The organism is Chryseoglobus sp. 28M-23 (assembly GCF_014789785.1).
In the GTDB taxonomy this organism is placed as follows: domain Bacteria; phylum Actinomycetota; class Actinomycetes; order Actinomycetales; family Microbacteriaceae; genus Microcella; species Microcella indica.
The window spans coordinates 410,058-436,316 of the sequence record NZ_CP061846.1; the positions used below are offsets into that span (position 1 = coordinate 410,058).

Annotated in this window: 26 protein-coding genes, 1 tRNA gene and 1 pseudogene; 22 read left to right on the plus strand and 6 right to left on the minus strand. The window is 71.2% G+C overall.

The window, feature by feature from the left end:
• Positions 1-71: 71 nt before the first annotated feature.
• From IE160_RS02055 to IE160_RS02085, 7 genes and pseudogenes are all read left to right on the plus strand, one after another.
• On the plus strand, positions 72-1,148 hold the full coding sequence (locus IE160_RS02055; RefSeq protein WP_191151518.1) for an ABC transporter ATP-binding protein: 1,077 nt from the start codon (positions 72-74) through the stop codon (positions 1,146-1,148).
• A gap of 46 nt (positions 1,149-1,194) precedes the next feature.
• Entirely contained in the window at positions 1,195-2,364 is a 1,170-nt protein-coding gene (locus IE160_RS02060; RefSeq protein WP_191151519.1) for a type 2 periplasmic-binding domain-containing protein, read from the plus strand.
• 108 nt (positions 2,365-2,472) lie between these two features.
• On the plus strand, positions 2,473-3,387 hold the full coding sequence (locus IE160_RS02065) for an ABC transporter permease (RefSeq protein WP_224744531.1): 915 nt from the start codon (positions 2,473-2,475) through the stop codon (positions 3,385-3,387).
• 10 nt (positions 3,388-3,397) lie between these two features.
• Entirely contained in the window at positions 3,398-4,210 is an 813-nt protein-coding gene (locus IE160_RS02070) for an ABC transporter permease (RefSeq protein WP_191151520.1), read from the plus strand.
• Positions 4,211-4,260: 50 nt separating this feature from the next.
• A complete protein-coding gene (locus tag IE160_RS02075) occupies positions 4,261-5,313 on the plus strand; it encodes an agmatine deiminase family protein (protein WP_179873138.1) in 1,053 nt (350 codons plus the stop codon).
• A pseudogene (locus tag IE160_RS02080) lies at positions 5,310-7,104 on the plus strand (amidase). Before IE160_RS02075 ends, IE160_RS02080 begins: the two are co-directional and overlap by 4 nt.
• Positions 7,101-8,171, plus strand: coding sequence for a Glu/Leu/Phe/Val family dehydrogenase (locus IE160_RS02085; RefSeq protein WP_179873140.1), 1,071 nt, complete (start codon positions 7,101-7,103; stop codon positions 8,169-8,171). The pseudogene IE160_RS02080 and the gene IE160_RS02085 overlap by 4 nt, the downstream one beginning before the upstream one ends.
• A gap of 6 nt (positions 8,172-8,177) precedes the next feature.
• On the opposite strand, the gene IE160_RS02090 is transcribed toward IE160_RS02085, so the two are convergent.
• On the minus strand, positions 8,178-8,459 hold the full coding sequence (locus IE160_RS02090) for a ribonuclease E inhibitor RraB (protein WP_179873141.1): 282 nt from the start codon (positions 8,457-8,459) through the stop codon (positions 8,178-8,180).
• Positions 8,460-8,720: 261 nt separating this feature from the next.
• Between IE160_RS02090 and IE160_RS02095 the strand changes: the two genes are divergently transcribed.
• From IE160_RS02095 to IE160_RS02105, 3 genes are all read left to right on the plus strand, one after another.
• Positions 8,721-9,194: an SRPBCC family protein gene (locus IE160_RS02095; protein WP_179873142.1), complete on the plus strand. Its 474-nt coding sequence runs from the start codon at positions 8,721-8,723 to the stop codon at positions 9,192-9,194.
• Positions 9,195-9,280: 86 nt separating this feature from the next.
• A complete protein-coding gene (locus IE160_RS02100) occupies positions 9,281-10,030 on the plus strand; it encodes a CDP-alcohol phosphatidyltransferase family protein (protein WP_179873143.1) in 750 nt (249 codons plus the stop codon).
• Between the two features lie 34 nt (positions 10,031-10,064).
• Complete coding sequence (locus IE160_RS02105; RefSeq protein ID WP_179873144.1) at positions 10,065-10,949, plus strand: SMP-30/gluconolactonase/LRE family protein; 885 nt, start codon at positions 10,065-10,067, stop codon at positions 10,947-10,949.
• Between the two features lie 3 nt (positions 10,950-10,952).
• On the opposite strand, the gene IE160_RS02110 is transcribed toward IE160_RS02105, so the two are convergent.
• Positions 10,953-11,270: a hypothetical protein gene (locus IE160_RS02110; protein ID WP_179873145.1), complete on the minus strand. Its 318-nt coding sequence runs from the start codon at positions 11,268-11,270 to the stop codon at positions 10,953-10,955.
• 35 nt (positions 11,271-11,305) lie between these two features.
• Between IE160_RS02110 and IE160_RS02115 the strand changes: the two genes are divergently transcribed.
• The 3 genes from IE160_RS02115 to IE160_RS02125 all read left to right on the plus strand — a co-directional run bounded on the left by IE160_RS02115 (position 11,306) and on the right by IE160_RS02125 (position 14,487).
• A complete protein-coding gene (locus IE160_RS02115) occupies positions 11,306-12,148 on the plus strand; it encodes a putative RNA methyltransferase (protein ID WP_179873146.1) in 843 nt (280 codons plus the stop codon).
• A 265-nt stretch (positions 12,149-12,413) separates the two neighbouring features.
• On the plus strand, positions 12,414-13,823 hold the full coding sequence (locus tag IE160_RS02120; protein ID WP_179873147.1) for a sensor histidine kinase: 1,410 nt from the start codon (positions 12,414-12,416) through the stop codon (positions 13,821-13,823).
• A gap of 10 nt (positions 13,824-13,833) precedes the next feature.
• Positions 13,834-14,487 (plus strand): response regulator transcription factor, encoded by a 654-nt coding sequence (locus IE160_RS02125; protein ID WP_179873148.1) that lies wholly within the window; start codon positions 13,834-13,836, stop codon positions 14,485-14,487.
• 196 nt (positions 14,488-14,683) lie between these two features.
• Here IE160_RS02125 and IE160_RS02130 read toward each other — a convergent pair whose 3' ends face one another.
• On the minus strand, positions 14,684-15,928 hold the full coding sequence (locus tag IE160_RS02130) for a hypothetical protein (RefSeq protein WP_179873149.1): 1,245 nt from the start codon (positions 15,926-15,928) through the stop codon (positions 14,684-14,686).
• Between the two features lie 86 nt (positions 15,929-16,014).
• Here IE160_RS02130 and IE160_RS02135 point away from each other — a divergent pair, with 86 nt between their 5' ends.
• Positions 16,015-19,761, plus strand: coding sequence for a DEAD/DEAH box helicase (locus tag IE160_RS02135; RefSeq protein ID WP_502708744.1), 3,747 nt, complete (start codon positions 16,015-16,017; stop codon positions 19,759-19,761).
• 45 nt (positions 19,762-19,806) lie between these two features.
• Positions 19,807-19,992, plus strand: a complete 186-nt coding sequence (locus tag IE160_RS02140) for a hypothetical protein (protein ID WP_179873150.1) — start codon at positions 19,807-19,809, stop codon at positions 19,990-19,992.
• A 6-nt stretch (positions 19,993-19,998) separates the two neighbouring features.
• Here IE160_RS02140 and mscL read toward each other — a convergent pair whose 3' ends face one another.
• Genes mscL through IE160_RS02155 form a run of 3 tightly spaced genes read right to left on the minus strand, consistent with a single transcriptional unit; the run spans position 19,999 to position 21,423 of the window.
• Positions 19,999-20,418, minus strand: coding sequence for a large conductance mechanosensitive channel protein MscL (gene mscL / locus IE160_RS02145; protein ID WP_191151521.1), 420 nt, complete (start codon positions 20,416-20,418; stop codon positions 19,999-20,001).
• Between the two features lie 42 nt (positions 20,419-20,460).
• A complete protein-coding gene (locus IE160_RS02150; protein WP_179873152.1) occupies positions 20,461-20,814 on the minus strand; it encodes an FmdB family zinc ribbon protein in 354 nt (117 codons plus the stop codon).
• Positions 20,815-20,844: 30 nt separating this feature from the next.
• A complete protein-coding gene (locus IE160_RS02155; protein WP_179873153.1) occupies positions 20,845-21,423 on the minus strand; it encodes a 5-formyltetrahydrofolate cyclo-ligase in 579 nt (192 codons plus the stop codon).
• Positions 21,424-21,463: 40 nt separating this feature from the next.
• On the opposite strand from IE160_RS02155, the gene galU reads away from it, so the two are divergent.
• The 7 genes from galU (at position 21,464) to IE160_RS02190 (ending at position 26,156) form a co-directional block, all read left to right on the plus strand.
• Entirely contained in the window at positions 21,464-22,348 is an 885-nt protein-coding gene (galU, locus tag IE160_RS02160) for a UTP--glucose-1-phosphate uridylyltransferase GalU (RefSeq protein WP_191151522.1), read from the plus strand.
• A 56-nt stretch (positions 22,349-22,404) separates the two neighbouring features.
• Positions 22,405-23,055 (plus strand): GNAT family N-acetyltransferase, encoded by a 651-nt coding sequence (locus IE160_RS02165; protein WP_224744532.1) that lies wholly within the window; start codon positions 22,405-22,407, stop codon positions 23,053-23,055.
• Complete coding sequence (locus tag IE160_RS02170) at positions 23,052-23,894, plus strand: AraC family transcriptional regulator (RefSeq protein ID WP_179873155.1); 843 nt, start codon at positions 23,052-23,054, stop codon at positions 23,892-23,894. The genes IE160_RS02165 and IE160_RS02170 overlap by 4 nt, the downstream gene beginning before the upstream one ends.
• A 79-nt stretch (positions 23,895-23,973) precedes the next feature.
• The gene (locus IE160_RS02175) at positions 23,974-24,372 is read left to right on the plus strand and encodes a DUF1761 domain-containing protein (protein WP_179873156.1); all 399 of its coding nucleotides are present in this window, start codon (positions 23,974-23,976) and stop codon (positions 24,370-24,372) included.
• Positions 24,373-24,442: 70 nt separating this feature from the next.
• Positions 24,443-25,399: a hypothetical protein gene (locus tag IE160_RS02180; RefSeq protein WP_179873157.1), complete on the plus strand. Its 957-nt coding sequence runs from the start codon at positions 24,443-24,445 to the stop codon at positions 25,397-25,399.
• A gap of 59 nt (positions 25,400-25,458) precedes the next feature.
• Positions 25,459-25,534 (plus strand) — tRNA-Ala (locus tag IE160_RS02185).
• Between the two features lie 331 nt (positions 25,535-25,865).
• Positions 25,866-26,156, plus strand: a complete 291-nt coding sequence (locus IE160_RS02190) for a hypothetical protein (protein ID WP_191151523.1) — start codon at positions 25,866-25,868, stop codon at positions 26,154-26,156.
• The last annotated feature ends 103 nt before the right edge of the window (positions 26,157-26,259 follow it).

A 26,259-nucleotide genomic window follows, 5' to 3' on the forward strand; every position in this document is an offset into this window, starting at 1 on the left:
AAAGCTATGAAACTATATCTTTAGAGGTTAACGCCTCGATCCAATGACGCTCGTAAGGAGTCCCCGCGCTCATGCCCGGTACTGACAGCCCCGCTGCCACCCTCGATTCGGACGCTCCCGCGAGTGTCGACTCCGGCGTCGAGCTGCGCGGCGTCGCCAAGCACTACGGCGACACGGTCGCCGTGACCGACCTCGATCTCGTGGTCGAGCCTGGCGAGTTCTTCTCCATGCTCGGGCCCTCGGGGTCGGGCAAGACGACCGTGCTGCGCATGATCGCGGGCTTCGAGGACGTCACGCGCGGGCAGATCCTGCTGGACGGGCAGGACGTCACCTCGGCGGCGCCGTTCGACCGCACCGTCAACACGGTGTTCCAGGACTACGCGCTGTTCCCGCACATGACGATCGCGGAGAACGTGGCCTACGGCCTCCGAGTGCGCAAGACGCCCAAGAGCGAGATCTCGCACCGGGTTGCCGAGGCGCTCGAGCAGGTCAAGCTCGCGCACGTCGCCGACCGGCTGCCGCACCAGCTCTCCGGTGGCCAGCGCCAGCGCATCGCGCTCGCGCGCGCGCTCATCCTGCGTCCTCGCGTGCTGCTGCTCGACGAGCCGCTCGGCGCCCTCGACAAGCAGCTGCGCGAGCAGATGCAGATCGAGCTCAAGCAGATTCAGCGCGAGGTGGGCATCACCTTCATCTTCGTGACGCACGATCAGGAGGAGGCGCTCACCCTCAGCGACCGCATCGCGGTCTTCAACGAGGGGCGCGTCGAGCAGGTCGGCACTCCCCGGGAGGTCTACGAGTACCCCGGTACCGCGTTCGTCGCGAGCTTTCTGGGGCTGTCGAACCTCATCCCCGCCCCGCTCGCCCGCGAGCTCTGCGGCGCGACCGCCGCCCTGAGCGTGCGCCCCGAGCGCGTGCGCGTCACGGCCCCCGATGACCTTCCGCGCGAGAACGAGACGAGCGTGCGCGGAACGATCAGCGAGACCGTCTACACCGGCCCGACGACGCGCTACATCGTCGAGACCGAGTTCGGCCTGCAGCTCATCGCCGAGCGCCACAACGACCACGCCCCCGACGACACCTCGGCGTTCCACCGCGGCGACCCTGTGCGTGCCGTGTGGTTCACCGAGCACGCCGCGATCGTGCCCTGAGACCCTTCCCCGCCCTGCACCACCCCACAGAAGAGAGAGAACAGCCATGAACAAGAAGTTGCTCCTGCCCGCCTTCGCGGCGGCAGCGACGCTCGTGCTCGTCGGATGCAGCACGGACGCCCAGACCGGAGACGGTCTCTTCATCGACGTGCCGGATGTGCCGATGCTCGAAGAGCTCGGCGAGGCCGAGGGCTCGGTCGACATCGTCGCGTGGTCGGGATTCGTCGAGCCCGAGTGGGCCGACACCTTCACCGAGGAGACCGGCTGCGTCGTCAACCGTCGCGTCGCCGGCACGAGCGACGAGATGGTCACGCTCATGCGCACGGGCGAGTACGACCTCGTCTCCGCCTCGGGCGATGCGAGCCTGCGCCTCATCGCCGGCGGCGACGTCGCCCCGATCAACCTCGACCTCATCCCCAACTTCGGCGACGACATCGTCGAGGGCATGAAGGGTCAGGTCTACGACACGATCAACGGCAACAGCTACGGCGTTCCGATCGGCCGCGGTGCGAACATCCTGCAGTACAACAGCGAGGTCATCCCCGAGGCGCCCGAGAGCTGGGACGTCGTGTGGGAGGCCGACAGCCCCTACGCCGGGCAGATCATCGCCTATGACGCACCGATCTACATCGCCGACGCCGCCGTGTACCTCATGGCGACGCAGCCGGAGCTCGGCATCACGAACCCCTACGCGCTCGACCAGACGCAGCTCGACGCCGCGATCGCGCTCCTGCAGCAGCAGAACGACATCGTCTCCGAGTACTGGGCCGACCCGGTCGCCCAGATCACGTCGTTCGCCGGCGGCACGACCGTCGTCGGAACGTCGTGGGAGATCCTGCGCAAGCTGACGGGTGACGACAAGTTCCAGGGCACCCTGCCCGTCGAGGGCTCGACCGGATGGTCGGATGCCTGGATGATCTCGTCCGAGTCCGACTCGCCGAACTGCGCCTACCTCTGGATGGACTACACGAGCGCCCCCGACGTCAACGGCGCCATCGCGATGAACTTCGGCATGGCCCCGGCCAACGCCGCGTTCTGCGAGACGAGCGACGAGGCTGCCGCTCACTGCGAGGAGTTCAACGCGACCAACGAGGACTACTTCGACCAGGTCTGGTACTGGACCACGCCGATCGAGCAGTGCGTGGACGGCCGCACCGACGTGCAGTGCACGAACTTCCAGCAGTGGACCCAGGCCTGGCTGACCGTCAAGGGCTGATGCACCACCAGTGAAGCGCTGGGGGCCGGCGCCCGACCGATGCCGGCCCCCAGCACCACCACCCCACCCCTTCCACCTCTCCGCACCATCGATCAGGGAGTTGTCACCGTGACGTCGACCGTTGCCGCCTCGCAGCGGCGCCCGGGGCCGAGCTCGACGCTCGTGCGCCGCCCGCTCTCGACGGCGCTGCACCGTCGACGGCGTGTGCGCCTCGCCGGCTTGCTCGCTCTGCCCATGGCCTGGCTCATCGGGCTCTACATCTTCTCGCTGGCGCTGCTCCTCATCACCGCGTTCTGGATCGTCGACCCCTTCACCTCCCTCGTGCGGCCCGGCTTCACGCTCGACAACTTCGCGCTGCTCGTGAGCAACCCCGCCTACGTGAGCACCTCTCTGCGCACGCTCGGCATCGCGCTCGCCGTCACGGCGATCAGTGCTCTCTTCGCGGTGCCCCTCGGCATCTTCATGGCCAAGCTCGCCTCGCCCTGGCTGCGTGCCCTGCTCGCGATCGCCATCACGCTCCCGTTGTGGGCCGGGTACCTCGTCAAGGTCGTCGCCATGCGCATCACCTTCACCGAGGAGGGCTTCTTCAACTCGATCGCGGGCCTCGTCGGGGGCAGCGGGCCCGGGTTCGGCATCCCGACCGTCATCCTCACCCTCACCTACCTGTGGTTCCCCTACATGGCGCTGCCGGTGTACACGGCGATCCGCCAGATACCCCCGAACCTCTTCGACGCCTCCGCCGACCTGGGTGCCGGCGGATGGACGACCATCCGCACCGTCGTCATCCCCCTCCTCACGCCCGCGCTCCTCGCCGGCTCGATCTTCACCTTCTCCCTCAGCCTCGGCGACTACCTCGCCGCCCGCTTCGTCGGCGGCCCCAACAGCCAGATGATCGGCTCGATCATCGCCTCCAACATCAACCTCAACCCGCCCGTTGCGGCCGCGTTCTCGGTCGTGCCGATCGCCTTCGTCGTCATCTACCTGCTCGTCACGCGTCGCACCGGCGCGCTCGAGCGGATGTAGGGAGAGGCCCATGCTCAGACTCAACCGCCGCTCCAAGGCCCTGCTCGGCGTCATCGTCGGCGTCGTGCTCGTCTTCATGTACGTGCCGCTCGGGCTCGTCATGCTCAACGCCTTCAACGATGCGCAGATCGCGGCGTGGCCCGTCGACGAGTTCTCGCTGCGCTGGTGGAGCGTCGCGCTCACCTCCGAGCCGATCCGCGCGGCCGTGCTCAACTCGGTCATCGTCGGGCTCGGGGCCACGGTCATCGCGCTCCTCCTCGGCACGCTCGCGGCGTTCGCGCTCTCCCGCTACTCGTTCTTCGGCAAGCAGACCGTCAACCTGCTCATCGTGCTGCCCATCGCCCTCCCCGGCGTCGTCACGGGTGTGGCGTTCAGCAACACCTTCACGTCGATCCTCGACCCCATCGGCATCCAGGTCGGCTACCTGGGCATCATCATCGCCCACGGCACCTTCTGCATCGTCATGGTGTTCAACAACGTGTTCGCCCGGCTGCGGCGCATGAGCCCCAACCTCCAGGAGGCGTCGATGGACCTCGGCGCGGGTCTCGGGCAGACCTTCCGGCTCGTGACCTTCCCGCAGTTCCGCACGTCGTTCGTCGCGGGCGGCCTGCTCGCCTTCGCGCTGAGCTTCGACGAGGTCGTCGTCTCGATCTTCACCGCTCCCCCCGGCGTCGACACCCTGCCGCTGTGGTTCCTCAACACGATGGCGCGCCCCAACGAGGGCAACCTCGTCAACGTCGTCGCGACCGTGCTCATCCTCTTCTCCTTCATTCCCGTCTACATCTCGCAGCGCCTCTCGCGGGCCGAGGAAGAGGAGCGGTAGGGCCAGGCGGCACGCTCGGTAGGCTCTCGACAGGCCCGGAAGGAGCATCCATGACCTGGCGCATGCCCGCCGAGACCACGCCGCACGACCGCATCTGGATGGCGTTCCCGCGCGAGGGCGACGTCATGGGCGACAGCTCGGCCGCGCGCGAGGCGACCTACGCGGCGTGGACGGCGGTCGCCCACGCGATCCTGCCGTTCGAGCCCGTGACGATGGTCGTCGACCCCAGCGAGTGGTCACGCGCACGTCAGCTGCTGAGCGCCGAGATCGAAGTCGTCGAGGCCCCGCTCGACGACTTCTGGATGCGCGACATCGGCCCCACGTTCGTCGTCGACGACGAGACCGGCGAGCTCGGCGGCGTCGACTGGATCTTCAACGCCTGGGGCGACCAGGGCGGCGCGTTCGCCCGCGACGCGCTCATCGCCGAGTTCGTGCTCGAGCAGGCCGGCTGCACGCGCATCCCGAGTCTGCTCGTCAACGAGGGCGGGGCCATCCACGTCGACGGCGACGGCACCGTCATGGTCACCGAGACCGTGCAGCTCGACCCCGGCCGCAACCGCTACGCCACGAAGGAGCGCGTCGAGGCAGAACTGGCGCGCACACTCGGAGTGACCCAGACGGTCTGGCTGCCGCGCGGCCTCACGCGTGACTACGAGCCGCTCGGCACGCGCGGGCACGTCGACATGATCGCGACCTTCGCGTCACCCGGCGTCGTGCTCGTCCACGAGCAGCCCGCCGAGTCGCACCCCGACCACGCCGTCATGCGCGAGGTGCGCGGGGTGCTCGAGCGGGCGACCGACGCCGCAGGCCGCAGGCTGACGCTCATCGATCTGCCCGCCCCGAGCCAGCTGCGCGACGACGAGGGCTTCGTCGACTGGAACTACGTCAACCACCTCACCGTGAACGGCGGGGTGATCGCGTGCGGGTACGACGACCCGGTCGCGGATGCCCGCGCACGCGACCTGCTGGGCGCCGCCTACCCCGGCCGCGAGGTCGTGACGGTCGACGCCCGCGAGATCCTCGCGCGCGGCGGCGGCATCCACTGCATCACGCAGCAGCAGCCCCGCAGCGGGCTGCCCGTCGGCGACAGCGGTGCGGCGTGAGCCGCACGCCGCTCGTCGAGACGAGCATTCCCGACCTCGCGGCCGCACTCGCCGCCGGCGAGCTGACCGCGGTCGAACTCGTGCAGGGCTACCTCGACCGCATCGCGGCGTACGACCGCGAGCCCTCCGGCGACGGTGCGCGACCCGCCCTGAACGCCGTCGTGGTCGACAACCCGGCAGCTCTCGACGAGGCGCGCGCGAGCGATGAGCGGCGCGCGAGGGGCGCATCCCTCGGGCCTCTCGACGGCATCCCGTACCTCGCGAAAGACAGCTACATGGTGCGCGGCCTCACCGTCGCGAGCGGCTCGCCCGCCTTCGCCGACCTCGTCGCGCAGCACGATGCGTTCACCGTCGAGCGTCTGCGCGCGGCCGGGGCAATCTGCCTCGGGCTCACGAACATGCCCCCCATGGCCAACGGCGGCATGCAGCGCGGGCTGTACGGGCGGGCCGAGAGCCCGTACAACCCTGACTTCCTGCCGGCACCCTTCGGCTCAGGGTCATCGAACGGCTCGGGGGCCGGGCTGGCAGCCTCCCTCGCCGCCTTCGCCCTCGCCGAAGAGACCTGGTCGAGCGGCCGCGGCCCCGCCTCGAACAACGGTCTGTGCTGCTACACGCCCAGTTGGGGCGTCATCTCCGTGCGCGGCAACTGGCCGCTCGTGCCCACCATGGACGTCGTCGTGCCCTACACGCGCACCGTGGGAGAGCTGCTGCTCGTGCTCGACGCGATCGTCGCCGACGACGCCGGGGTCGAGGGTGCGGGCGTGCGGGGCGACTTCTGGCGCGCGCAGCCGTGGTTGCCCCTCCCCGCGTCGAGCGAGGTGCGGCCGGCCTCGTACCCCGCCCTCGCCGACCCGGATGCCCTGCGCGGGCGTCGGCTGGGCATCCCGCGCCTCTACATCAACGCCGATGAGGCGACCGACGACCCGATCATCACGCGACCGAGCGTCGTCGCGCAGTGGCGGAAGGCGCGCGCCGTCCTCGAAGCCGCCGGCGCCGAGGTCGTGGAGGTCGACCTGCCCGTCGTGGCGAACTACGAGTCCCGGGGGCGCGCCGTCGACCGCTCGATGGTCGCGCGCGGACTCGTGCCCCCCCGCGTTCGCCGACCACGAGCTCTACGAGCTGTCGATGTGGGGCTGGGACGAGTTTCTGCAGGCGAACGGCGATCCCGCCCTGCACCGGCTCGTCGACGTCGACCCCGACCTCATCTTCCCCACCCCGCCCGGATCCCTGCCGGGCCGGTATGACGACCACCTCAGCCGCTTCGCCCCCGAAGACGTGCCGCTCGAGGACTACGTGCACCGGGCTCGGGCCAGCGGCGTGCCGACGCTCGAGCAGATACCCGACCTCGCCGACGGCGTGCGCGGGCTCGACGCCACCCGACGTCAGGACTGGGACGCCTGGCTCGACGCTGAGCGTCTCGACGCGATCGTGTTCCCCGCCGTCGCCGACATCGGCCCGGCCGACGCCGACGTGAACCCCCGCAGCGCGGAGCTCGCCTGGCGCAACGGCACGTGGGTGGCCAACGGCAACCTCGTGTGGCGGCACCTCGGCATTCCGACCGCGCAGGTGCCCATGGGGATGCTCGACGACATCGCGATGCCCATCGGGCTCACGTTCGCCGGCCGCGGATGGGACGACACGGCGCTGCTCGCGTACGCGTGGGCATTCGAGCACGCCGCCGCTGCGCCGGGGTCGGCACTCGGCGCCCCACGGGTCGCCCCGCCGTTCACACCCGAACTGAGCGCCGCCCCCGAACGCGACGCCGCCGAGCACGGCACACTGGAGGCATGACGCCCACCAGCCTCGCCCTGCCCGAGCTCACCCACGAGCGCGTCGAACTCGTCACGGGCGCGCGCTCCGGCCTCAGCCTCGGCGTGGCCCTGCACTCCAGCGCGCTCGGCCCCGGCCTCGGCGGCTGCCGCCTGTGGCGCTACGGCCACTGGAGCGACGGACTCGGCGACGTGCTGCGGCTGTCCAGCGCGATGACCCTCAAGAACTCCCTCGCCGGCCTCGACTACGGGGGCGGCAAAGCGGTCATCATCCTGGGCGAGGGCGACGCGCTGGAGGACGGCCGACGACAGGATGCCCTGCTCGACCTCGGCGACCTCGTGGCGAGCTTCGACGGCACCTACATCACGACCGAAGACGTCGGAGTGACCGAGCACGACATGGTCGTCGTGCGCGAGCGGACGCCGCACGTCGTCGGCCTGCCCACGAGCCTCGGCGGCGCGGGCGAGCCCGCCGAGGGCACCGCCATCGGCGTGCACGCCAGCCTCGAGGTCGTGCTGGAGCGGCTGTTCGGCTCACGCGACGTCGCCGACCGCTCCTTCGTCATCTCGGGGCTCGGACAGGTGGGGTCGCGCCTGGCCAGCCGACTCGCCGCCGCCGGCGCCCGACTGATCGTGACCGACATCGTCGACAAGCGGAAACTCGCCGACGAGCTCGGCGCGACGTGGATCCCGCCCGAGGAGGCGCTCACGACACCGGCCGACGTGCTCGTGCCCGCCGGTCTCGGGGGAGCGCTCACGGCCTCGGCGATCGAGCAGCTTCCCGTGCGAGCAGTCGTCGGCCCGGCCAACAATCCGCTCGCCGAGAGGGTGGGGGCCGCGCAGCTCGCCGAGCGGGGCATCCTGTACGCCCCCGACTTCCTCGTCAACGCTGGAGGCGTCATCCACCTCGCACTCTCGGCGGAGGGCGCCACGTCCGTCGTGCTGGATGCCCGGCTGCGCGCCATCGGCGACACGCTCGCACGCGTGCTCGACGCGGCCGAGGCCGACGGCGTCACGCCGCTCGACGCGGCCGAAACGCTCGCGGTCGAACGGGTGCGGGGCGCGACAGGCGCCCGCGGAAGTCGGTAGCTCGGCTCAGCCGCGCGCCAGGACGGGCGCGCCCCAACCGTCGTAGTCGCCGCGGTGGTCGCACACGATCGTGTAGACCTCCTCGGTCATCGCGTCCGCGGTGTCCACATCGACCGCGGCCGTCTTCGTCGCGGTGAGCGTCGCCCTGGTGAGCTTTCGACGCGTCACCTCGGCGTGGTAGCCGTGCGACTCGAGGTCGCGCGCCGCCTCCGCGGCGTCGCGCATACGGCGGAACAGTGCGACGTGTTCGACCTCGCGGGGAGCGTCGACGTCGTCACGCATCTTCATGCGCTGACAGTACTGCTCGACGTTCGTGCTGAGGTGCTGACGGATATCACCCACGAGGGGCGATAGTAGGACACATTGTCACCGTCCGCATCTCGTGAGCTTTCCCCGCCTGACGGTGCGGCGCGGCGCACCGCAGAACTCTTCCTGAGAAGTCAACCCCCTGCCTGAGCGCCGTCTGCGCGCCTACCGTGGGGGCGACCGCACGTCGACGACCTCGACGCGGCATCGAGCCAGACACATCGAGACAGACAGGATCACACCATGAGCACTGTTCGAGCAGAGATCGACATCGACCTCCCCATCTCCACCGTCTACAACCAGTGGACGCAGTTCGAGACCTTCCCCCAGTTCATGTCCGGGGTCGACGTGGTGCGCCAGGTCGACGACACCCACACTCACTGGGAGGTATCCCTCGCGGGCGTCTCCCGCGAGTTCGACGCCGAGATCGTCGAGCAGACCCCCGACGAGCGCATCGCGTGGAACTCGACGGCGGGTGAGGAGCACGCGGGCGTCGTGACCTTCCACCGTCTGAGCGACGACACGACGAAGGTCACCCTGCAGCTCACCTGGGAGCCGAAGGGCGCCGTCGAGCGCATCGGCTCGCTCCTGCAGATCGACGACATTCAGATCGACCGCGACCTGCGCAGCTTCAAGGACCTCATCGAGCACAACGGCTTCGAGAGCGGCTCCTGGCGAGGTGATGTCGACCGCGCTCCCGACGCGACCGGCCGCTGAACCGGCCGAACAACCGTCGCGGCCTCCCCGGCCCCTCTTCTTCGCGGCATGCACCGAAGATAGGGTGACGAGCGAGGGAGGCCGCGATGACGGACGCCGCAGCAGCGCGCGCGAGAGTGCGTGCGCGGGCTCTCCGGCGAGTCGAGCATGCGCGGCTCGCCGCCCTCGCCGGCGCGGACAGCCGCGCGGCCACCGAGGCTCTCCTCAGCGGGCTGCGCGCGCAGGGATTCGGGCCGAGGGCGCTGGGTCGCTTCGTGTACGACGCGACCCGCCGCAGCATGCTCGAAGCCCGCAAGCGACCCGTCGCGGTCGCCGAGGCGACCGCCATCCACCTCGCGATCGGCGCGCTCGCGCACCCGCGCGGCCGCGCCTGGCTCCTCACCAGCTGGATCATGACCGTCACGCATCTCGGGATGCTCGAGCAGCGTCGCACGCTCGGCGCACCCAATCTGCTCACCGTCGCCCGGGCCGCACTGCCCGCCGCCGCGCACCGGCTCGGCGCCGCCGTGCCCGTGCTCGCCCTCGCGACCGACTTCGTCGACGGCAAGCTCGCGCGCAGCACCGGCACGGTCACCCGATTCGGCACGCAAGGCGACTACCTCGCCGACGCCGCACTGTGGACCTGGTTCACACTGCGCTACGAGACCAGCCGTGCGTGGCAGGTGGCCACCTTCGCGGCGTGGGCGATGCCCGTCGGGGCGCTCACCGTCGCGAGCTTCGCCCGGGGCGGCATGGTCGACCTGCCGCGCTCGCGCTGGATTCGCCCCGCCGCCGTCATGGAGGTGCTCATCGGGGCGCGCGTCGTCGTGCGCCTCGCGCAGAGTCGCCGCCGCTGAGTCGCCGGCGAGCGCGAGCTTCTAGGGTGGAGGCATGACCTCCGTCACGATGCTCTCCACCGACCGCCACGTGCTCGCCGAAGGGCCCGCGTGGGATACCGCGACGGCGACCGTCAGCTGGATCGACATCGAGGCCGGCCGCGTGTTCGTCGGCCGCCTCGACTCCGACGACCGGGTCGAGGTCATTCGCACCCTCGACTTCGAGAGCCACGTCGGCTGCGCCTTCCGGCTCGGCAACGCGCAGTTCCTCGTCGCCCTCGAGCGTCGTCTTGCGCTCGTCGACGCTCTCGGCAACGTCACGACCTCGCGCGAGCTGCTGCCCGAGGGGCGCCGCTTCAACGACGGCGTGATCGACCCGGCCGGGCGGCTCATCGTGGGCGGGCTCAGCATGACCGGCGACCACTCGGGCAACGTGCTGCTGCGCCTCGAGCACGACGGCGCCGTCACGACCCTCGACGATGATCTGGGCCTCTCGAACGGCCTCGGCTTCTCGCCGGATGGCGCCACGCTCTACTCGATCGACAGCACCGCGAACGTCGTCTACGCCCGCTCCTACGACTACGAGTCTGGCGACGTCGGTGCCCGTCGCGAGTTCGCGCGCATCGAGGACGCCACGCCCGATGGCCTCGCGGTCGACGCGGAGGGCGGCCTGTGGGTGGCGCTGTGGGGTGGCGGCGGAATCCGCCATCTGGATGCTCTGGGCCACCCGCACGGAGACATCGAGCTCGACGTGCCGCACGTCACGAGCCTCGCGTTCGTCGGCAGCTCGCTCAACCGGGCACTCGTGACGACCGCGAGCCGCGACCTGTCGCCGGCCGAGGTCGAGCGCCACCCCGGTGCTGGCATGCTCTTCCTCGTCGACCTGCCCGTCGCCGGCCAGCCGGCGCACCGCTGGCGCCCGGTCGCCCTGCCCCAGTAGGGCTCAGACGACCGGCTTCGGCCGCCGTGCGAACAGGATCGCGAGCACGAGCCACAGCACGGTCGTGGTGGCGATGAGCACGATGCCGAGCGCGCCGATGCCGTTCAGGCTGATGTGGATGAGGTTGAGCGCGAGATTCCACCCTCCGGCGGCAATGGCGACCCACACGCGGCGCAGTCTCGGCAGCAGCAGAACGCCGAACACGCTGACGAGCACGATGATGTTGCCCGCGATGCGCCACGGCTCGACCAGATCGGTGACCACGTGGATGACGATGTCGAACACGGTGATGAGGCCGAGCACGCTGGTCACGATGAACATGTTTCGACTCTACTGATACCGATAGCGTTGCGCGCGTGACTACCCTCGACGCGGCCTATGACCTTCTGCAGTGCCCGAGCTGCGGCGAGCCGCTCACCCCCGCCGACGGGGGAGCGGAGTGCGGCAATCGGCACCGCTTCGACCGCGCCCGCCAGGGCTACCTGAGCCTGCGCGCCGCGCACAAGGGCAAGGGCGCTCCCGCGACGGGCGACACCCCCGAGATGCTCGAGGCGCGCGAGCGGTTCCAGGCCGACGGTTTCCACGACGCGATTCTCCACGCGGTGCTCGAGGCGGTTCCCGAGGACGCGCGGGGCTGGCTCGCCGACCTCGGCGGCGGCACCGGCTGGTACGCCTCGCAGGTGCTGGATGCCCGCCCCGACCTGCGCGGCATCGTGCTCGACGCCTCCGCCCCCGCCGTGCGCGTCGCCGCGCGCGCCCACGACCGCCTGGCAGCGGTGAGCGCCGATGTGTGGACGGGCATCCCGTTGCGCGACGCGAGCGTCGCCGTGGCGCTGCGCATCTTCTCGCCAGGCTCCGCTGCCGAGGTGCGCCGCATCCTCGCCCCCGGCGGCCGCGCCGTGCTCGTCGTGCCGCACGGCGACCACCAGCGCGAGCTGCAGCACGGGCTCAAGCTTCTGCGCGTGCCCGCTGGGAAGGCGGAGGAGGTCGCGGCGAGCATCCCGGATGCCCGGCTCGTCTCCGCGCGGGAGGTGCGCAGCCGGGTCGCACTCTCGATCGAGCAGGCCCTCGACGCCGTGTTCATGGGGCCCAACGCGTTCCACCAGGACCGCGAGAAGGTGCGCGCCGTGCTCGAGGAGTGGGCCGCGCCCGTCAACGTCACGATCGCGGTCACGGTCGTGACCCTCGAGCTCGAGTAGTCCGGCCGCGCGGCGCGCGCCGCCGCCCCACGTGTCGTCGCCCCGCGCCGCCCGGCCCCGCGCCACGGCTCGCCCAGATTCGCCTCAAACTGTGCTCCACGGGCGCCACGAGCGCCCATTTGCGTCAGATCTGGCGCGAAGCGTGCGGGGGATAACCCCCGTACGGCTCGTGGGTGGGCCGGATGGCCCGTGCGAGGGCGAGTCACGAGGCTGGAGTCACCGCGCCGCACCCCGCGCCGTGGCAGTCTGACCCCAGGAGAAACCCATGACCACCGCATCCCCGACCCCCGCGCCGGCGGCCCCCGCCCCCACGGCGCCGGCCGTACCCGACAGCTGGAGCTACGGCGCCGTGTGGCGCCGGGTGCCGCGCGCTCTCGGCTACCTCGTTCCCACGTTCCTCATTGCGATCGCGGTGAGCGCGATTCTCACGTCGCTCGTCTCGGGCGCAGCAAGCCTGCTCGTCTTCGTCGTCGGCATCTTCGTGCTCTCCCTCACCCTCTTGCTGTCGCGGTACGCGGGCGCGTTCGAGATCGCTCGCCTGCGCTTCTCGGGTGAGGCGCCCATCACACCGCCCGAGTGGCAGAGCGACCCGACCGCCGTGTGGTGGAAGCGCTGGTTGCGCCCCCTCGCGAACGGCCGGTACTGGCTCGCCCTGCTGCACGGGGCCGTCATCGCGCCGATTATCGCGACGGTGAGCTTCGTCGTGCTCACCGTCTGGCTGAGCCTGACCGTCGTGGCCATCGCCGTGCCCATCGCCCTCGCGACGAGGGGGTTGCAGTTCTCGGTCGAGGGTTACACCACGGCCGACTGGGTGGTCGCCGAGGGGCGGCTGGAGAGCCTCGCGCCGGCCATCGCGGCCACCGCCATCGTGCTCGGCGTCGTCGCCCTCGTCACACTGCCCTACGTGCTTCGCGGCTTCACGTGGCTGCACGCCGCCATCGCGCGCCCGTTCCTCGGCCGCTTCAGCAACGAGCAGCTCGAGCGCCAGGTATCGAGCCTGTTCACCTCCCGGCAGGCGGCCGTCGCCGCCGAGGGCAGCGCCCTGCGCCGCATCGAGCGCGACATCCACGACGGCCCGCAGCAGCGCCTCATCCGGCTGCAGATGGACCTCGCCGCGGCCGAGCGCCGCATCGCCGAGAACCCTGAGGAGGCGCGCGGCCTCGTCGCGGATGCCCGGCGTCAGGCGCAGGACGCGCTCGACGAGTTGCGCAACCTGTCGCGCGGTTTCGCGCCGCCCCTGCTCCTCGATCGCGGACTGTTCGCCGCGCTTGAGTCGCTCGCGAGCCGCTCGAGCATCCCGGTGGCGCTCGAGTCGCAGCTCGGCGCGACCGCGAACCTGCCGGACGAGGTCGCCCGCAACGCGTACTTCGTGGCGAGCGAGCTCATCGCCAACGCTGCCAAGCACTCGCAGGCGACGCGCATCCGGCTCGCGGTGGTCGCTGCCGACGGCGCACTCACCATCACGGTGAGCGACGACGGCATGGGCGGCGCGGTCGAGCGCACGGGCCACGGCCTCGAGGGGCTGCGCGACCGCACTCACGGGCTCGGTGGCGAGCTCACGATCGACAGCCCCGAGGGCGGCCCGACCGTCGTGCGGGCGACGCTGCCGCTCGCGGGCGTGAGCGGAGCATCCGCCCCCGCCGACCGTGCCGCCGACCGCGAGCCGCGTGCCTAGGCTTGCCCCCATGCCAGCCCTTCGCGTTGCCGTCGCCGATGACTCGGTGCTGCTGCGCGAAGGGCTGGTGCGCGTGCTGCGCGACGCAGGCCTCGACGTGGTCGGTGCCTACGGCGACGCCGAGGCGCTGCTCGCCGAGGTCGCGGAGCTCGAGCTCGACGCCGTCGTGCTCGACGTGCGCATGCCGCCGACCTTCCGCGACGAAGGCGTGCGGGCGGCCCTCGAGCTGCGGAGTCGGCACCCGCGCCTCGCGATCCTGCTGCTGTCGCAGTACGTCGAGCTCACCTATGCGCACGAGCTGCTCGCCGCCGGCAGTGCAGGGCTCGGCTATCTGCTCAAAGACCGCGTCGTCAGCCTCGACGATGTGCGGGATGCCCTGCACCGCATCGTCGCAGGCGGCACCGTACTCGACCCCGAGGTGGTGAGTCAGCTCATGGCACGACGGCATGACCCGCTCGAGGCGCTCACACCGCGTGAGCGCGACGTGCTCGAGCTCATGGCGCAGGGCCGCACGAATACCGCGATCGCGCAGGCCCTGCACATCGGGGTCGGCGCCGTCGAGAAGAACGTGTCGGCGATCTTCGCCAAGCTCGGGCTCGACGACACGGGGGAGGACCACCGCCGCGTGCTCGCCGTCGTCGCCTACCTGCAGAACGGCGCATAGCTCGCACGCGCACGGCGCACGCGCACCGCGCACGCCTGCCGCGCGGCTCGCGCCGCACAGGTACACGCGCGCGGCGCGCAGCCCAGATTTGCCCGAAAGTGGGTTGAACGACGGCGCCGAGCGCCCGTTCGGGCCAGATCTGGCACAAAGGGGCGCCTCGCGCTGGGCGCTCGGCGCCGCGCGCCGCGGGCGCGGGCTAGTAGCGGGCGAGCACCTCGGCGTCGCGCGCGTGCGTGATGGCGCGGCGGGCGGCGTCGAGCGCCTCGACGGGGTCGGTCGAGCGCTCGGCGAGGGCGAGCTCCTCCTCCGCCTCGGCGAGGCGCGCGCGAGCACCCGCGCTGCCTCCGCGGCCGAGTGCGGCGCGCGCGGCGGCGAGCTGACTCTGCGCTGACACGCGCGCCCCTGCGTAGGCCTCGCGCGCGTGGGCGAGCCGCTGCGCCTGAGTGCGGCTCGCGGCGAGGGCGACCTCGAGCTGATCCATCGCCGCGCGGATGCGGTCGAGTGCCGGAACGGGATGCCTCGCCTCGTCCGCCCCGGTGGCCACGATCGCGGCGTCGATCCCGGCGACGGCGGACGTGATGGCGGCTGCTGTGCCGGCGTCCGGTGCGTCGTCGAGGTCGGCGAGGGCCTCGGTGCGGGCCGTGCGGGCGTCGGCGCGCAACGCCTCGAGCGCGGCGAGCGCGTCATCCAGTCGCGCGGCGGTGCTCGGCACGAGGTCGAGCAGCTGGTGCGCCTCGTGGGCGAGTCGCTCGGCGTCGGCGAGCAGCGGGCCGACGGCGCTCGCCGCGGCCACCGCGAGTTCGGCGCTCGCCTCGGCGGCGAGGGCATCGGCGCGGTCGAGAAGAGCCGCGGCCCGCTCGGGCGCCGTCGATGCCGCGCCGAGCGCCGCCTCGGCGAAGAGCTCGCGCAGGGCATCCCGCTCGAGGGCGCGCTCGCGCGCCGCATCCCGCAGCGCCCTCACCCGCTCGGACAGCCCGTGAGCACGGGCCTCGGCGCCGCTCTCGACCGTGCGGCGATCTCGGAAGCGCGCCGCCTCGGCATCGAGGGTGCTCTCGATGCGGTCGGCGAGCATGACGATGCGGTCGGCGCGCTCGCGGTGGCGCAGTCGGGCTCCCGGCTCGTCTTCGAGCATGCGGTGCAGGCGGAAGAGCTCGGCGCGGTCCTCGCGCGCCCGCGACAGGGCGGCGCGATAGTCGGCCGTCTCGCGCTCACCGAACTGGGCGAGCGCGAAGTCGATGTCGGTCGCGGCCGCATCCACGCGGTCGTCTGCGCGGACGAGCGCCGACCCTGCGCGGCGACGCACGACATCGATGGCTGCCTGCGGCCGGGCGCGCCGCCGTGAGACGACGATGATGCCGGCCACGAACACGGCCGCGACGACGACGAGCACGGTGCCGACGCCGGTGACGATGATCGACACGAGGCCGTCGAAGAGCTCCACGGTGGCGAGTCTACGGTTGCGGCCGATTCGACGGCAGACCGCCCGGAATCCCCAGTATTTCGCGGCGACGGTCATAGGGTGACGGCGTGTGGCGTGCCGACAGTTACGACGATCATGAGATCGACGAGCCTGCGACCGTGAACGGCGGTCCGCAGCCTTCGTCGATCAGCGTCGGCGACCCCCGCGTGCTGCCTATGAATGTCGCGGCACCGACGTGGGAGCGCTGGCGCGCCGACCTCGCCGCGCTCGGCGGACGCAGCACGCTGCTGCACTTCGAGGACGACCCGCGCGGCCGCATCGAGCTCGGCACGAGCCACCCCGGCGGCCTCGCCCGCTTCATCGCGGGCAGCCCCACACTGTTGAGCAACCTCGTGCGTGACGACGTGGCCCTGCGCTCGGCGCGCATCGCGGCCGAGCGCATCGTCGACAAGGGCCTCGAGCTCTCGAGCGTGCGCGGCATCGACGCGATCGCCCTCGGCATCGGCATGGTCGCCTGGAGCTACGACGGCATCGACCACCGTGCGCCCCTGCTGCTGCGCCCCCTCGCCCTGCGGCGTCGCGGGCGCGACGTCGAGCTCACCCTGCGCGGTCGGGTGCGCCTCAACCCCGCCCTCGTGCGCACGCTGGCCGAGCAGTTCGCGTTGCACCTCGACGAGGCGGCGTTCGTCGCGCTCGCCCACGACGGCGACGCCTTCAAGCCGAACCCGCCGCTCGACCGCCTGCGCGGCCTCACCGCGCACCTCGACGGCTTCACCATCACGCCGCGCCTCGTGGTCTCCACCTTCGCCGAAGTGGGTGCGCCGATGGCGGCGGATGCGCACGAGCTCGGGCATCCCATCCTCGACGCGGCCGCCGGCAATACGAGCGCGCGCTGGGCCGTGCAGGAGGGCGGTGAGCCCGTCGTGCCGGTTCCCGCCGACGAGCGGCCGCCCGAGACCGACCTGCTGCTTCTCGATGCCGACGCCGAGCAGGAGCAGGTCATCGCGACCATCGCCTCGGGTGCCTCGCTCGTCGTCAAGACGCTCCCCGGCACCGGCAGCACGCAGACCGTCGTCAACGCCCTCGGCGCCCTCGTCGCCCAGAACAAGCGTGTGCTCGTCGTGAGCCCGCGCCGCGCGAGCCTGCGCAGCATCTCGCAGCGCTTCGCCGACATCGGCCTGCCCGGCATCACGGCGACCGCGCCGACGCTGCGCCGCGACCTGATCCGCGCGATCGGTCGCAACGAGAAGGCGAAGCGCCCCCGTGTCGTCGAGGTCGACGAAGCCCTCGTTCGGCTCCGCGGCGTGCTGCTCGACTACCGCGAGGCTCTCGCCCGCCCCGACTCGGTGCTCGGCATCAGCGTGCTCGACTGCGTCACCGAGCTCAGTCGGCTCGCGCTCCTGCCCACGCCGCCTTCCACGCGAGCGCGCCTCAGCAGGCAGGCCGTCGAACTGCTCGCGACCGATCGCCGCCCCGCGGCCGAGGCCATGGTGCAGGCCGCCGAGCTCGGGCAGTTCAGCTACGGCCCCGGTGACTCGCCCTGGTACGGCGCGCGGTTCTCGAAGGCGGAGGACGCGGCGCGCGCCCAGGAGCGCGCCCGCCGCCTGCACGTCGACCTCCTGCCGCGCCTCGTCGAGCGCGGTCGCGCGCTGATCGCCTCCACGCCGCTGCGCCCGTTCGAGACGCTCGCCGAGCTCGGTGTGTACCTGCGGCTCCTCACCGACATCCGCGACACCCTCGACCGGTTCCAGCCGGCCGTCTTCGACCGCTCGCTCAGCGAGCTCATCGCGGCGACCGCTCCGCGACGAGAGGGCTCGACGATGCCCGCCGCGACGCGCCGCCGCCTGAAGGGCCTCGCCAAGGAGTACCTGCGGCCGGGCGTGCACGTGGGCGATCTGCACGACGCGCTCACGCGCATCCAGCAGCAGCGCGTGCTGTGGCAGCGCTTCGTTCCCGCCGGTCTCACCCCGACGGTGCCGGTGGGCATCGCGGACGTGCACCACGCCTACCAGCAGGTCGAGCAGGATCTCGAGGAGCTGGATGCTCCGCTCGGGCACGACAGCCGCGACCGGTCGCTCGTGCATCGACCCCTGGCCGAGCTGCACGCCCTGCTCGAGGGCCTCGCGGCCGAGAGCGACGTGCTCGCCAACCTGCAGGAGCGCACCGAGCTGCTGCGCCTGCTCGAGGGCTGGGATGTTCAGCCGCTGCTCGCCGACCTCGCCGAGCGCCACGTGCCGCAGTCGCAGGTCGCCGCCGAGCTCGAGCTCGCGTGGTGGCGCTCCGCTCTCGACAGCCTGCTGCAGCAGGACCGCGCGCTGCTCGGCGCCGACACGGCAGTGCTCGACCGGCTCGAGGCCGACTTCCGCCTCGTCGACGAGGCGCACGCCGCCGGCAGCGCCTCGCTGCTCGGCTGGCAGCTCGCGGAGAACTGGTCGATCGGCATCACCGACTGGCCGGAGGAGGCCGACGCCCTGCGGGCCCGGCTGAAGAGCGGCTCGATCACGCCGCACGAGCTCCAGCACGAGGCTCCCCATCTGTCCCGCCCGATCGCGCCCGTGTGGCTCGCCTCGCCGTACGACGTGCACGAGATCAGCGACGAGATTCCCTTCGACACGGTCATCGTGCTCGACGCGGGTGCCGTGACGGTGCCCGAGGTTGCCGGCGCTGTGCGCCGCGGCCGGCAGGTGGTCGCCGTGGGCGACCCCGTCACCCAGACCCCCGCACCGTTCTCGGTGGCCGTGGACGCTGCGGCTCCCGCAGCCGGCCGCGATGCGGCCGGGGCCTCGAGCGCCGATGAGGATGCCCGGCACGCCTCCTCCGCCCTCTTCCAGCTCGCCGACCTCCTGCCGGTGCAGTCGCTCACGCGCTCGTACCGCGCCGGCGGCGAGGACCTCGCCGAGCTCGTCAACCGCCGCTTCTACGCTGGTCGCATCGACTCGCTTCCCTGGGCCGGCTCGTTCCTCGGGCATCCGTCGATCGCCGTCGACTACCTCGATGAGGGGCACGGTATGCCCGACGATGAGACGGGCGCGATCGAGAGCGTCGACGCGGAGGTGAAGCGCGTCGTCTCCCTCGTGCTCGAGCACGCCACCGCGCGCCCCGCCGAGTCGCTCATGGTCATCACCGCGAGTCATCGGCACGCCGCGCGCGTGCAGGACGCCGTGCTCGAGGCGATCGGTACCCGACCCGACCTGCAGGAGTTCGTGCTCGGCGACCGGGCGGAGCCGTTCGGCGTGCTCACGATCGAGCAGGCCGTCGCCCAGTCGCGCGACCGTGTCATCTTCTCCATCGGCTACGGTCGCACCCCGCACGGTCGCGTTCTCAGCGAGATTGGCGCGCTCGGCCGCCCGGGCGGCGACCGCCTGCTCGCCGTCGCCATGACGCGCGCTCGCCGCTTCGTGCGCATCGTCAGCTGCTTGCGCGCGGGCGACCTCGACGACGACCGGCTGTCGCACGGGGCTCGCGCTCTCGGCGATCTGCTCGCCGACATCGAGGCGCGGCGTTCCGCGGTCGAGCTGCAGGACGACAGCGACCCGATGCTCATCGACCTCGCTCGGCGCCTCGAGGCTCGCGGGCTCAAGACCGCGCTGGGGCACCGCGGCAAGCTCAGCCTCGTCGCGAGCCGCGGCGGCTACTGCATCGCGATCGAGACCGACGCGTCGCTCGCGGGCACGAGCCTTCGCGAGTCTCTGCGCCTCCGCCCCGACCTGCTGCGGCGCCTCGGCTGGCATTACGCGCGCGTGCACGTCTTCGAACTGTTCAGCGATCCGGACGGCGTCGCCGACCGCATCGTCGCCATGGCCGGCAAGGCTCTCGCACCCGAGACGCCGCGCCCGCGCCCCGCGGTCACCTGAGCCGAGCATCCCGCCCCGTCAACCCGAGGTGGGTAGCCTGGGCGCATGAGCGATGAGGATGCGCAGGGCCGGTTCAGTGCGGCCCGTCGCGCTCGCCGGAGGGTCACCACCCCGCCCCCGCCGGGGTCGGATCCGGCTCCGAGCTCAGACCCGCACGGCGCCGAACCCGCGCGCAACCGAGGCACCGAGAACGACGAGCGGCTCACGGCCGACAAGCCGCCCCACTACTGAGTGGACTCAGGCCTCGCGCTTGGTCAGCAGGTCGCGAATCTCGGTGAGCACATCGAGCTCGGTCGGCGGCGCGTCGGCCGACACCGGAGGCTCGCCCGCCTTGCGGCGCTCCTCCGCGCGCTTCTTGAGCGTGTTGATCGGCAGCACGAGCGCGAAGTAGACGACGAACGCGACGACGATGAAGTTGATGAGAGCCCCGATGACGGCGCCGAAGTACATGGTCGCCTCGCCACCGGAGACGGTCGGGATCACGACCGGGAGGGCCGTGGCCAGCGTCTCGGCAGAGAAGAGCGCGCTGATCGCGGGGTTGATGACCGAGCTGACGATCGCCTGCACGACGGCAGTGAACGCGGCCCCGATGACGACCGCCACGGCGAGCTCGACGACGTTGCCGCGCAGGATGAATTCTTTGAAGCCCTTGAGCATGGGTGCCTCCTCAGCCGATGATGCGGTTCGTGATGGTCGTGATTAGCTCGCGGCGGCGGTCGACGTCGAGGTGCTGGAGCCGGAGCTGGTCGTCTCCTTCTTTGCCGGGGTCGATGAGGAGCTCGACTCCTTCGTGCCGGAGCCGGAACCCGACGACCCGGAATCCTTCGACCCGGAATCCTTCGAGCCTGAGCCACCGCCCGAGCTCGATCGCTCCGCCGCCCGGCTGTCGGTGCGGTAGAAGCCCGAGCCGTTGAAGGTCACGCCGATGGACGAGAACACCTTGCGCAGTCGCCCTTCGCAGGTCGGGCACTCGGTGAGGGAGTCGTCGGTGAACGCCTGCTGAATGTCGAACGCGGTCGAGCATTCCGTGCAGCGGTAGGAATAGGTGGGCATGTGAACCTCCGCCGACAAGGATACGTCGGCTCAGAAGCGCTGGATGCCGCCCGGAGTCACGACGCCGTCGACGGGCTGGTCGTGCTTCTCGCGCGGCAGCTCGTCGACGAGCTCGTCGTCGAACAGCACCGCGAAGACCGGCGGGCGCCGATCCATCGACCCGAGGGTCTTGTCGAAGTACCCGCGCCCCCATCCCATGCGCATGCCCGTGCGGTCGACTGCGGCGGCCGGCACGAGGATCAGCCCGACGTCGTTGATCGCGATGGGTGCCACGATGTCGCTCGTGGGCACGGGCATCCCGATCACGTCGCTGCCCTCGTCGCTCGCGTCGTAGGGGGCCCAGTCGAGGAGGCCGTCGTCGCGGGAGATCGGCAGCAGCACGTCGAGGCCCTGCTCGGCGGTCCACGCCAGAAAGGGGCGGGTCTCGGGCTCGTCGGGGGTCGAGAGGTAGCACGCGAGGGTTCGGGGGCCGAGCGCCGAGGTGAGGGCGATGAGCTGGCGGGTGAGCTCGACCGAGGCCGCGTCGCGCTCCGCCGAGGGGCGAATCCGCCGCCGTTCGCGCAACTCGGCGCGCAGTGCGCGCTTGGCACCTGCGGGTTCGCTGATCATACGCACCATGCTAGGCGCCCTCCCCCGATACGCTGAGGCCATGTCGCTCACGAAAGCCGTCATTCCCGCCGCGGGCCTGGGCACGCGATTCCTCCCCGCGACCAAGGCGATGCCGAAGGAGATGATGCCCGTCGTCGACAAGCCGGCCATCCAGTACGTCGTGGAGGAGGCTGTGCACGCGGGCCTCACCGATGTGCTCATGATCACCGGGCGCAACAAGAACGCTCTCGAGAACCACTTCGACCGGGTGACCGAGCTCGAGAACACGCTGCAGATCAAGGGCGACCAGGAGAGGCTTGCCAAGGTCATGCACTCCACGAACCTCGCCGACATGCACTACGTGCGGCAGGGCGACCCGAAGGGACTCGGGCACGCGGTGCTGCGCGCGAAGATGCACGTCGGGCACGAGCCGTTCGCCGTGCTCCTCGGTGACGACCTCATCGACGAGCGCGACCCGCTGCTCGAGCGCATGATCGAGGTGCACGAGGAGCGCAACGCGACGATCGTGGCCCTGCTGGAGGTCGAGCCCGACCAGGCGCACCTGTACGGCGTGGCGACGGTCGAGCCGACCGACACCGACGACGTGGTGCGCATCACGGGCCTCGTCGAGAAGCCTGCCCCCGGCACGGCGCTCTCCCACCTGGCGATCATCGGCCGCTACGTGCTGCGCCCCGAGATCTTCGGCATTCTCGAGAACACGCCGCCGGGCAAGGGCGACGAGATTCAGCTGACGGATGCCCTGCTTGAGCTCGCCGGCAATGTCGAGCACGGCGGCGTCTACGGCGTGGTGTTCCGTGGTCGCCGGTACGACACGGGCGACCGGCTCGACTACATCAAGGCGATCGTGCAGCTCGCCTCCGAGCGCGACGACCTCGGCCCGGAGCTTCGGCCGTGGCTCGTCGAGTTCGCCGACACTCTGCGCTGACGAGACCCTGCGCTGACCGGACCCCGCAGCCCCTCACCGACCGACCTCGAGGCGATGTGAACGCGATCCCCACCCTGCGCGACGGGGTCACCGTGCTGCGCCCGATCCGCGTGCGAGATGCCCGCGCGCTCGAGCGCGAGCTCATCGAGAGCCGGACGTGGCTGCGCCCGTGGGAGGCGACGAGCCCCGTCGCCCCGATGTCGTGGGACACCAAGGGCAGCATCCGCAGTCTCCTCGTGGCGGCGCGCTCCGGGCAGGGCCTGCCGTTCATCATCGAGACGGAGGGCCGGCTGGCTGGCCAGCTGAACGTGTCGGGCATGAGCTACGGCTCGCTCGCGTCGGCGACGATCGGCTACTGGGTGGGGGAGCGGTTCGCGGGTCGCGGTCTCACGCCGACGGCGGTGGCCCTCGCGACCGACCACGTCTTCTTCACTGTCGGGCTGCACCGCATGGAGATCTGCATCCGGCCCGAGAACGCGGCGAGCCTGCGCGTCGTCGAGAAGCTCGGCTTCCGCTACGAGGGGCTGCGGCGGCGCTACATCCACATCAACAACGATTGGCGCGACCACTTCTGCTTCGCGCTCACCGTCGAGGAGGTGCCTACGGGGGTGCTGCAGCGCTGGCGCGCCGGCCGCGTGCCCGCGGGGGCGGCGACCGTGCCCGAGACGGACGTCATCGCGGCGCGGCGGGGGCTCCCGCTGCCGTGACGGCACCGCTCTTCGTGCCGCGCGCGGTGCCCGAGGATCTGGCACCGTTCGTGCAGGCGCTCTGGTACCTCCACGCGGCGCCGCAGCGCCGCTTCGAGAAGATCCTTCCCAGCCCCCGCGCGCACCTCATCGTCAACCTCTCCGACCCCTATCGTCAGCTGGCGCGCGGTGCGACGACGACGGGCGTCGAGCTCGCGGGGCCGTTCTTCGCGGGAGTGCAGACCCAGTACCTGGTGAATGAGAATCCGACCGACCTGCGGATGCTCGTGGCCCAGTTCACCGCCGACGGTGCGGGCCTCTTCGCCCGCGCGCAGCCAGCTGAGCTCGTCGACGCCGTGCTGCCGGCCGAGCCGCTCGTGCCGGGTGTCGACGCGCTCGCTGCGCGGGGCCGGCTGAGCGACGACCCGGAGGGCCTGCTCGACGACCTCGTGGGTCTCCTCGACGCAGCGCGGCACGGCCCCGACCCCGACCCGGTGGTCACGCGTGTGCGCGTGGCGCTCGAGTGCGATCGACCCGCGTCGATCGCCGGGCTCGCGGCGGCGGAGGGACTGAGCCCGCGTGCCCTGAGCGCGCGCTTCTCGCGGGTGTGCGGAGTCACACCGAAGCGCTTCGCCGACGTGGCCCGGTTCGACGCCCTCCTCACCTCGCTCGCCTCGCGCGATCCGTTGCCGAGCTGGGCCGAGCTCGTCGCCGAGTACGGCTACTACGACCAGCCCCACATCACGCGCGCCTTCACGCGGTTCGCGGGCTCGCCGCCGGCGCGGTTCCTGCACGACCTGGGCGAGTTCGGCCTCGAGTACGCCACCTTCGTGCCGCTCGACCATCCCGCGCACCGGTAATTCCGTACAAGACGAACCCGCTTCGCTCTCACTAGAGTCATCGCCGAGCCCCTCGGGGCGCGTGCGTGAAGGAGGAGTCATGGAAGCAGCGGTCAATGTGTGGGGAATCCTGCTCGCCGCCGTGTCGATGTTCGTCGTGGGCGGGCTGTGGTTCGGGCTGCTCTTCGCGCGACCGTGGCAGCGTGTAGCGGGAGTGAGCGACGATCAGCTGGGTCGGGGCGCCCCGCTCGTCTTCGGCGGCTCGTTCGTGCTGTCGCTCGTCGCGGCGACAAGCCTCGCCTTCCTCATCGGTTCTGCGGGGCCGCTCTTCGGCACGATCGCCGGTCTCGTCACCGGCGCGACCCTCGTGTCGACGCTGCTCGGCGTCGTGTACCTGTTCGAGCGCCGCCCCTTCCGGCACTTCGCGATCAACGCCGGATACGCGATCGTCGCGTTCACCGCGATGGGCGCCATCGTGGGCGCGCTGCAGGCCGGGTAGGCGGGGTGCGTCCGGCGGACACGCGCTGAGCATCCCGCCCGGAGGCGCGCGGCAGACGTACCGTTGCGGCGTGGACACTTCGGGCGGCGGCACAGCGATCCTCATCGCGCTCGCTGCAGGACTGTGGCTGCTCTACCTCGTGCCCATGTGGCGCCGCCGCAGCGAGTACCTAGCGACCGAGCGCAACGCCGTGCGCCTGCAGCAGACCCTGCGCATCATGGCGCAGACGACCGAGCTGCCGGAGGCCGTGCGCGCGGAGATGACGGCGCGCGAGATCGCCGCGCAGGAGCGCTCGCTCGCCGCGCGGCAACGTGAGCAGCTCGCCATCGAGCGCGCGCGCGAGGCTGCCCGGCAGCGTGCCCTGCGGGCTCAGCTCGCCTCGACCGCTCCCGGTCTCGTCGCCGAAGTGGACGCCTCCCGTCTCGGTCAGCGCCGCCTGCGCCGCTCGCGCGCCGGGACGAGCCTGCTGACCCTTGCCGCTCTCGTCGGTGTGGGCGTCTCCGTCGCGTTCGGCGCGTGGGCGTGGACGGGCCTGGCCGGCTTCGTCGCCCTGAGCGGCATGCTCTTGCTGCGCGGCCTCGCCCGCGCGAGCCGCCGTCGCACCGCCGCGGTCGCCCCGGCCGCACCCCGGTTCGTTGACTACGCGCCAGCCGCGCCGGCCGCCGGGCGTCAGGCGCCGCGCGAGCGCGCATGGACCCCCGTGCCGCTTCCGCGCCCCACCTACCTCGACGCGCCCTCGGCTCCGGCGGCGGTGCGGGATGCTCAGCCCACGATCGACCACGCCGCCGTCCTCGCGGCCGCCGCCGCGGAGGCCGAGCGGGCTCAGCGCCTCGCGCAGCCTCCCGCCGCGCCGACCGAGGCGCCGGGCCCAACAGTTCGCGAGGCTCCCGCCGCGCGCGTCTCCCGTGCAGAGGCCGACGCGGAGCGTGGCGACTCGCGGTTCGCGCGCATGGGCATCGTCGACGGGCTGCCGACGCGGGCGCCCGACCTCGACGAGGTTCTGCAGCGCCGTCGCGCCGCCGGCTGAGGAGACTCTCGCCGTTTCGGTGGCCCCGCGCGCCGGTGGTAGTGTTGTCGACGGTTCACGGGCCTGTGGCGCAGTTGGTAGCGCGCTTCGTTCGCAATGAAGAGGTCAGGGGTTCGATTCCCCTCAGGTCCACCAAATAGTCCTTACTCCAACCATCGACCTTGTCGGTGGTTGTTTGTTCTTGAAGCCCTGCAGCGGCCGTAGCGTTGGCTGAGCCGATTCCGTCTCCTGAGTGCATGGATTGCCAGCGGCTCTGCGCTTCAAGCAAGAGCCGCGCTGGTTCAGACAACTCGCTGGCGACCCGGCCCTCATCAGCGATGAAGATCCGAACGAAGATCGCTTGGTTGAGCCGTCTACGCATCTCGTTGCTGGCGCGGACGTAGAGAGCGTGAGGATCGCGAAGAAGTTCCAACCATCCCTTGAGGTACTCGACCCCTGCCGATAGGTCTTGGACGACTGTGGCGAGTTGGGTGTCGATGTCTGCGCGGTCCACTTCGATTTGGCGCAGCCGTTGCTTGGCCAGCTCAACGGCCAGTCCTCCGTCGGCGACGAGCTCGACCAGGTTTGCTGCCTTTGCGTCGAGTTCGTTTCGCCGCATCTCGAGCTGGTTTTTCCACTCGCGCTGAGCCCTCACTTGATCATCGAGTGCATCGTCGACTTGGCCTTCGACGAAGCCGATGAATTCGGGTCGAAGTTGCACAGTCCGGTAGTGATCGATCACTGCATCTTCGACTGCATCGATCGGCAGGTGGCGTGACGTGCAGATGTCTTCCTGCCGAGCGCGGCAGAAGAAGTAGAAGTAGTCCGATCCGTTTCGTCCAATGGCACGCTGAATCACCATTCGACTGTCGCTAAGGCCG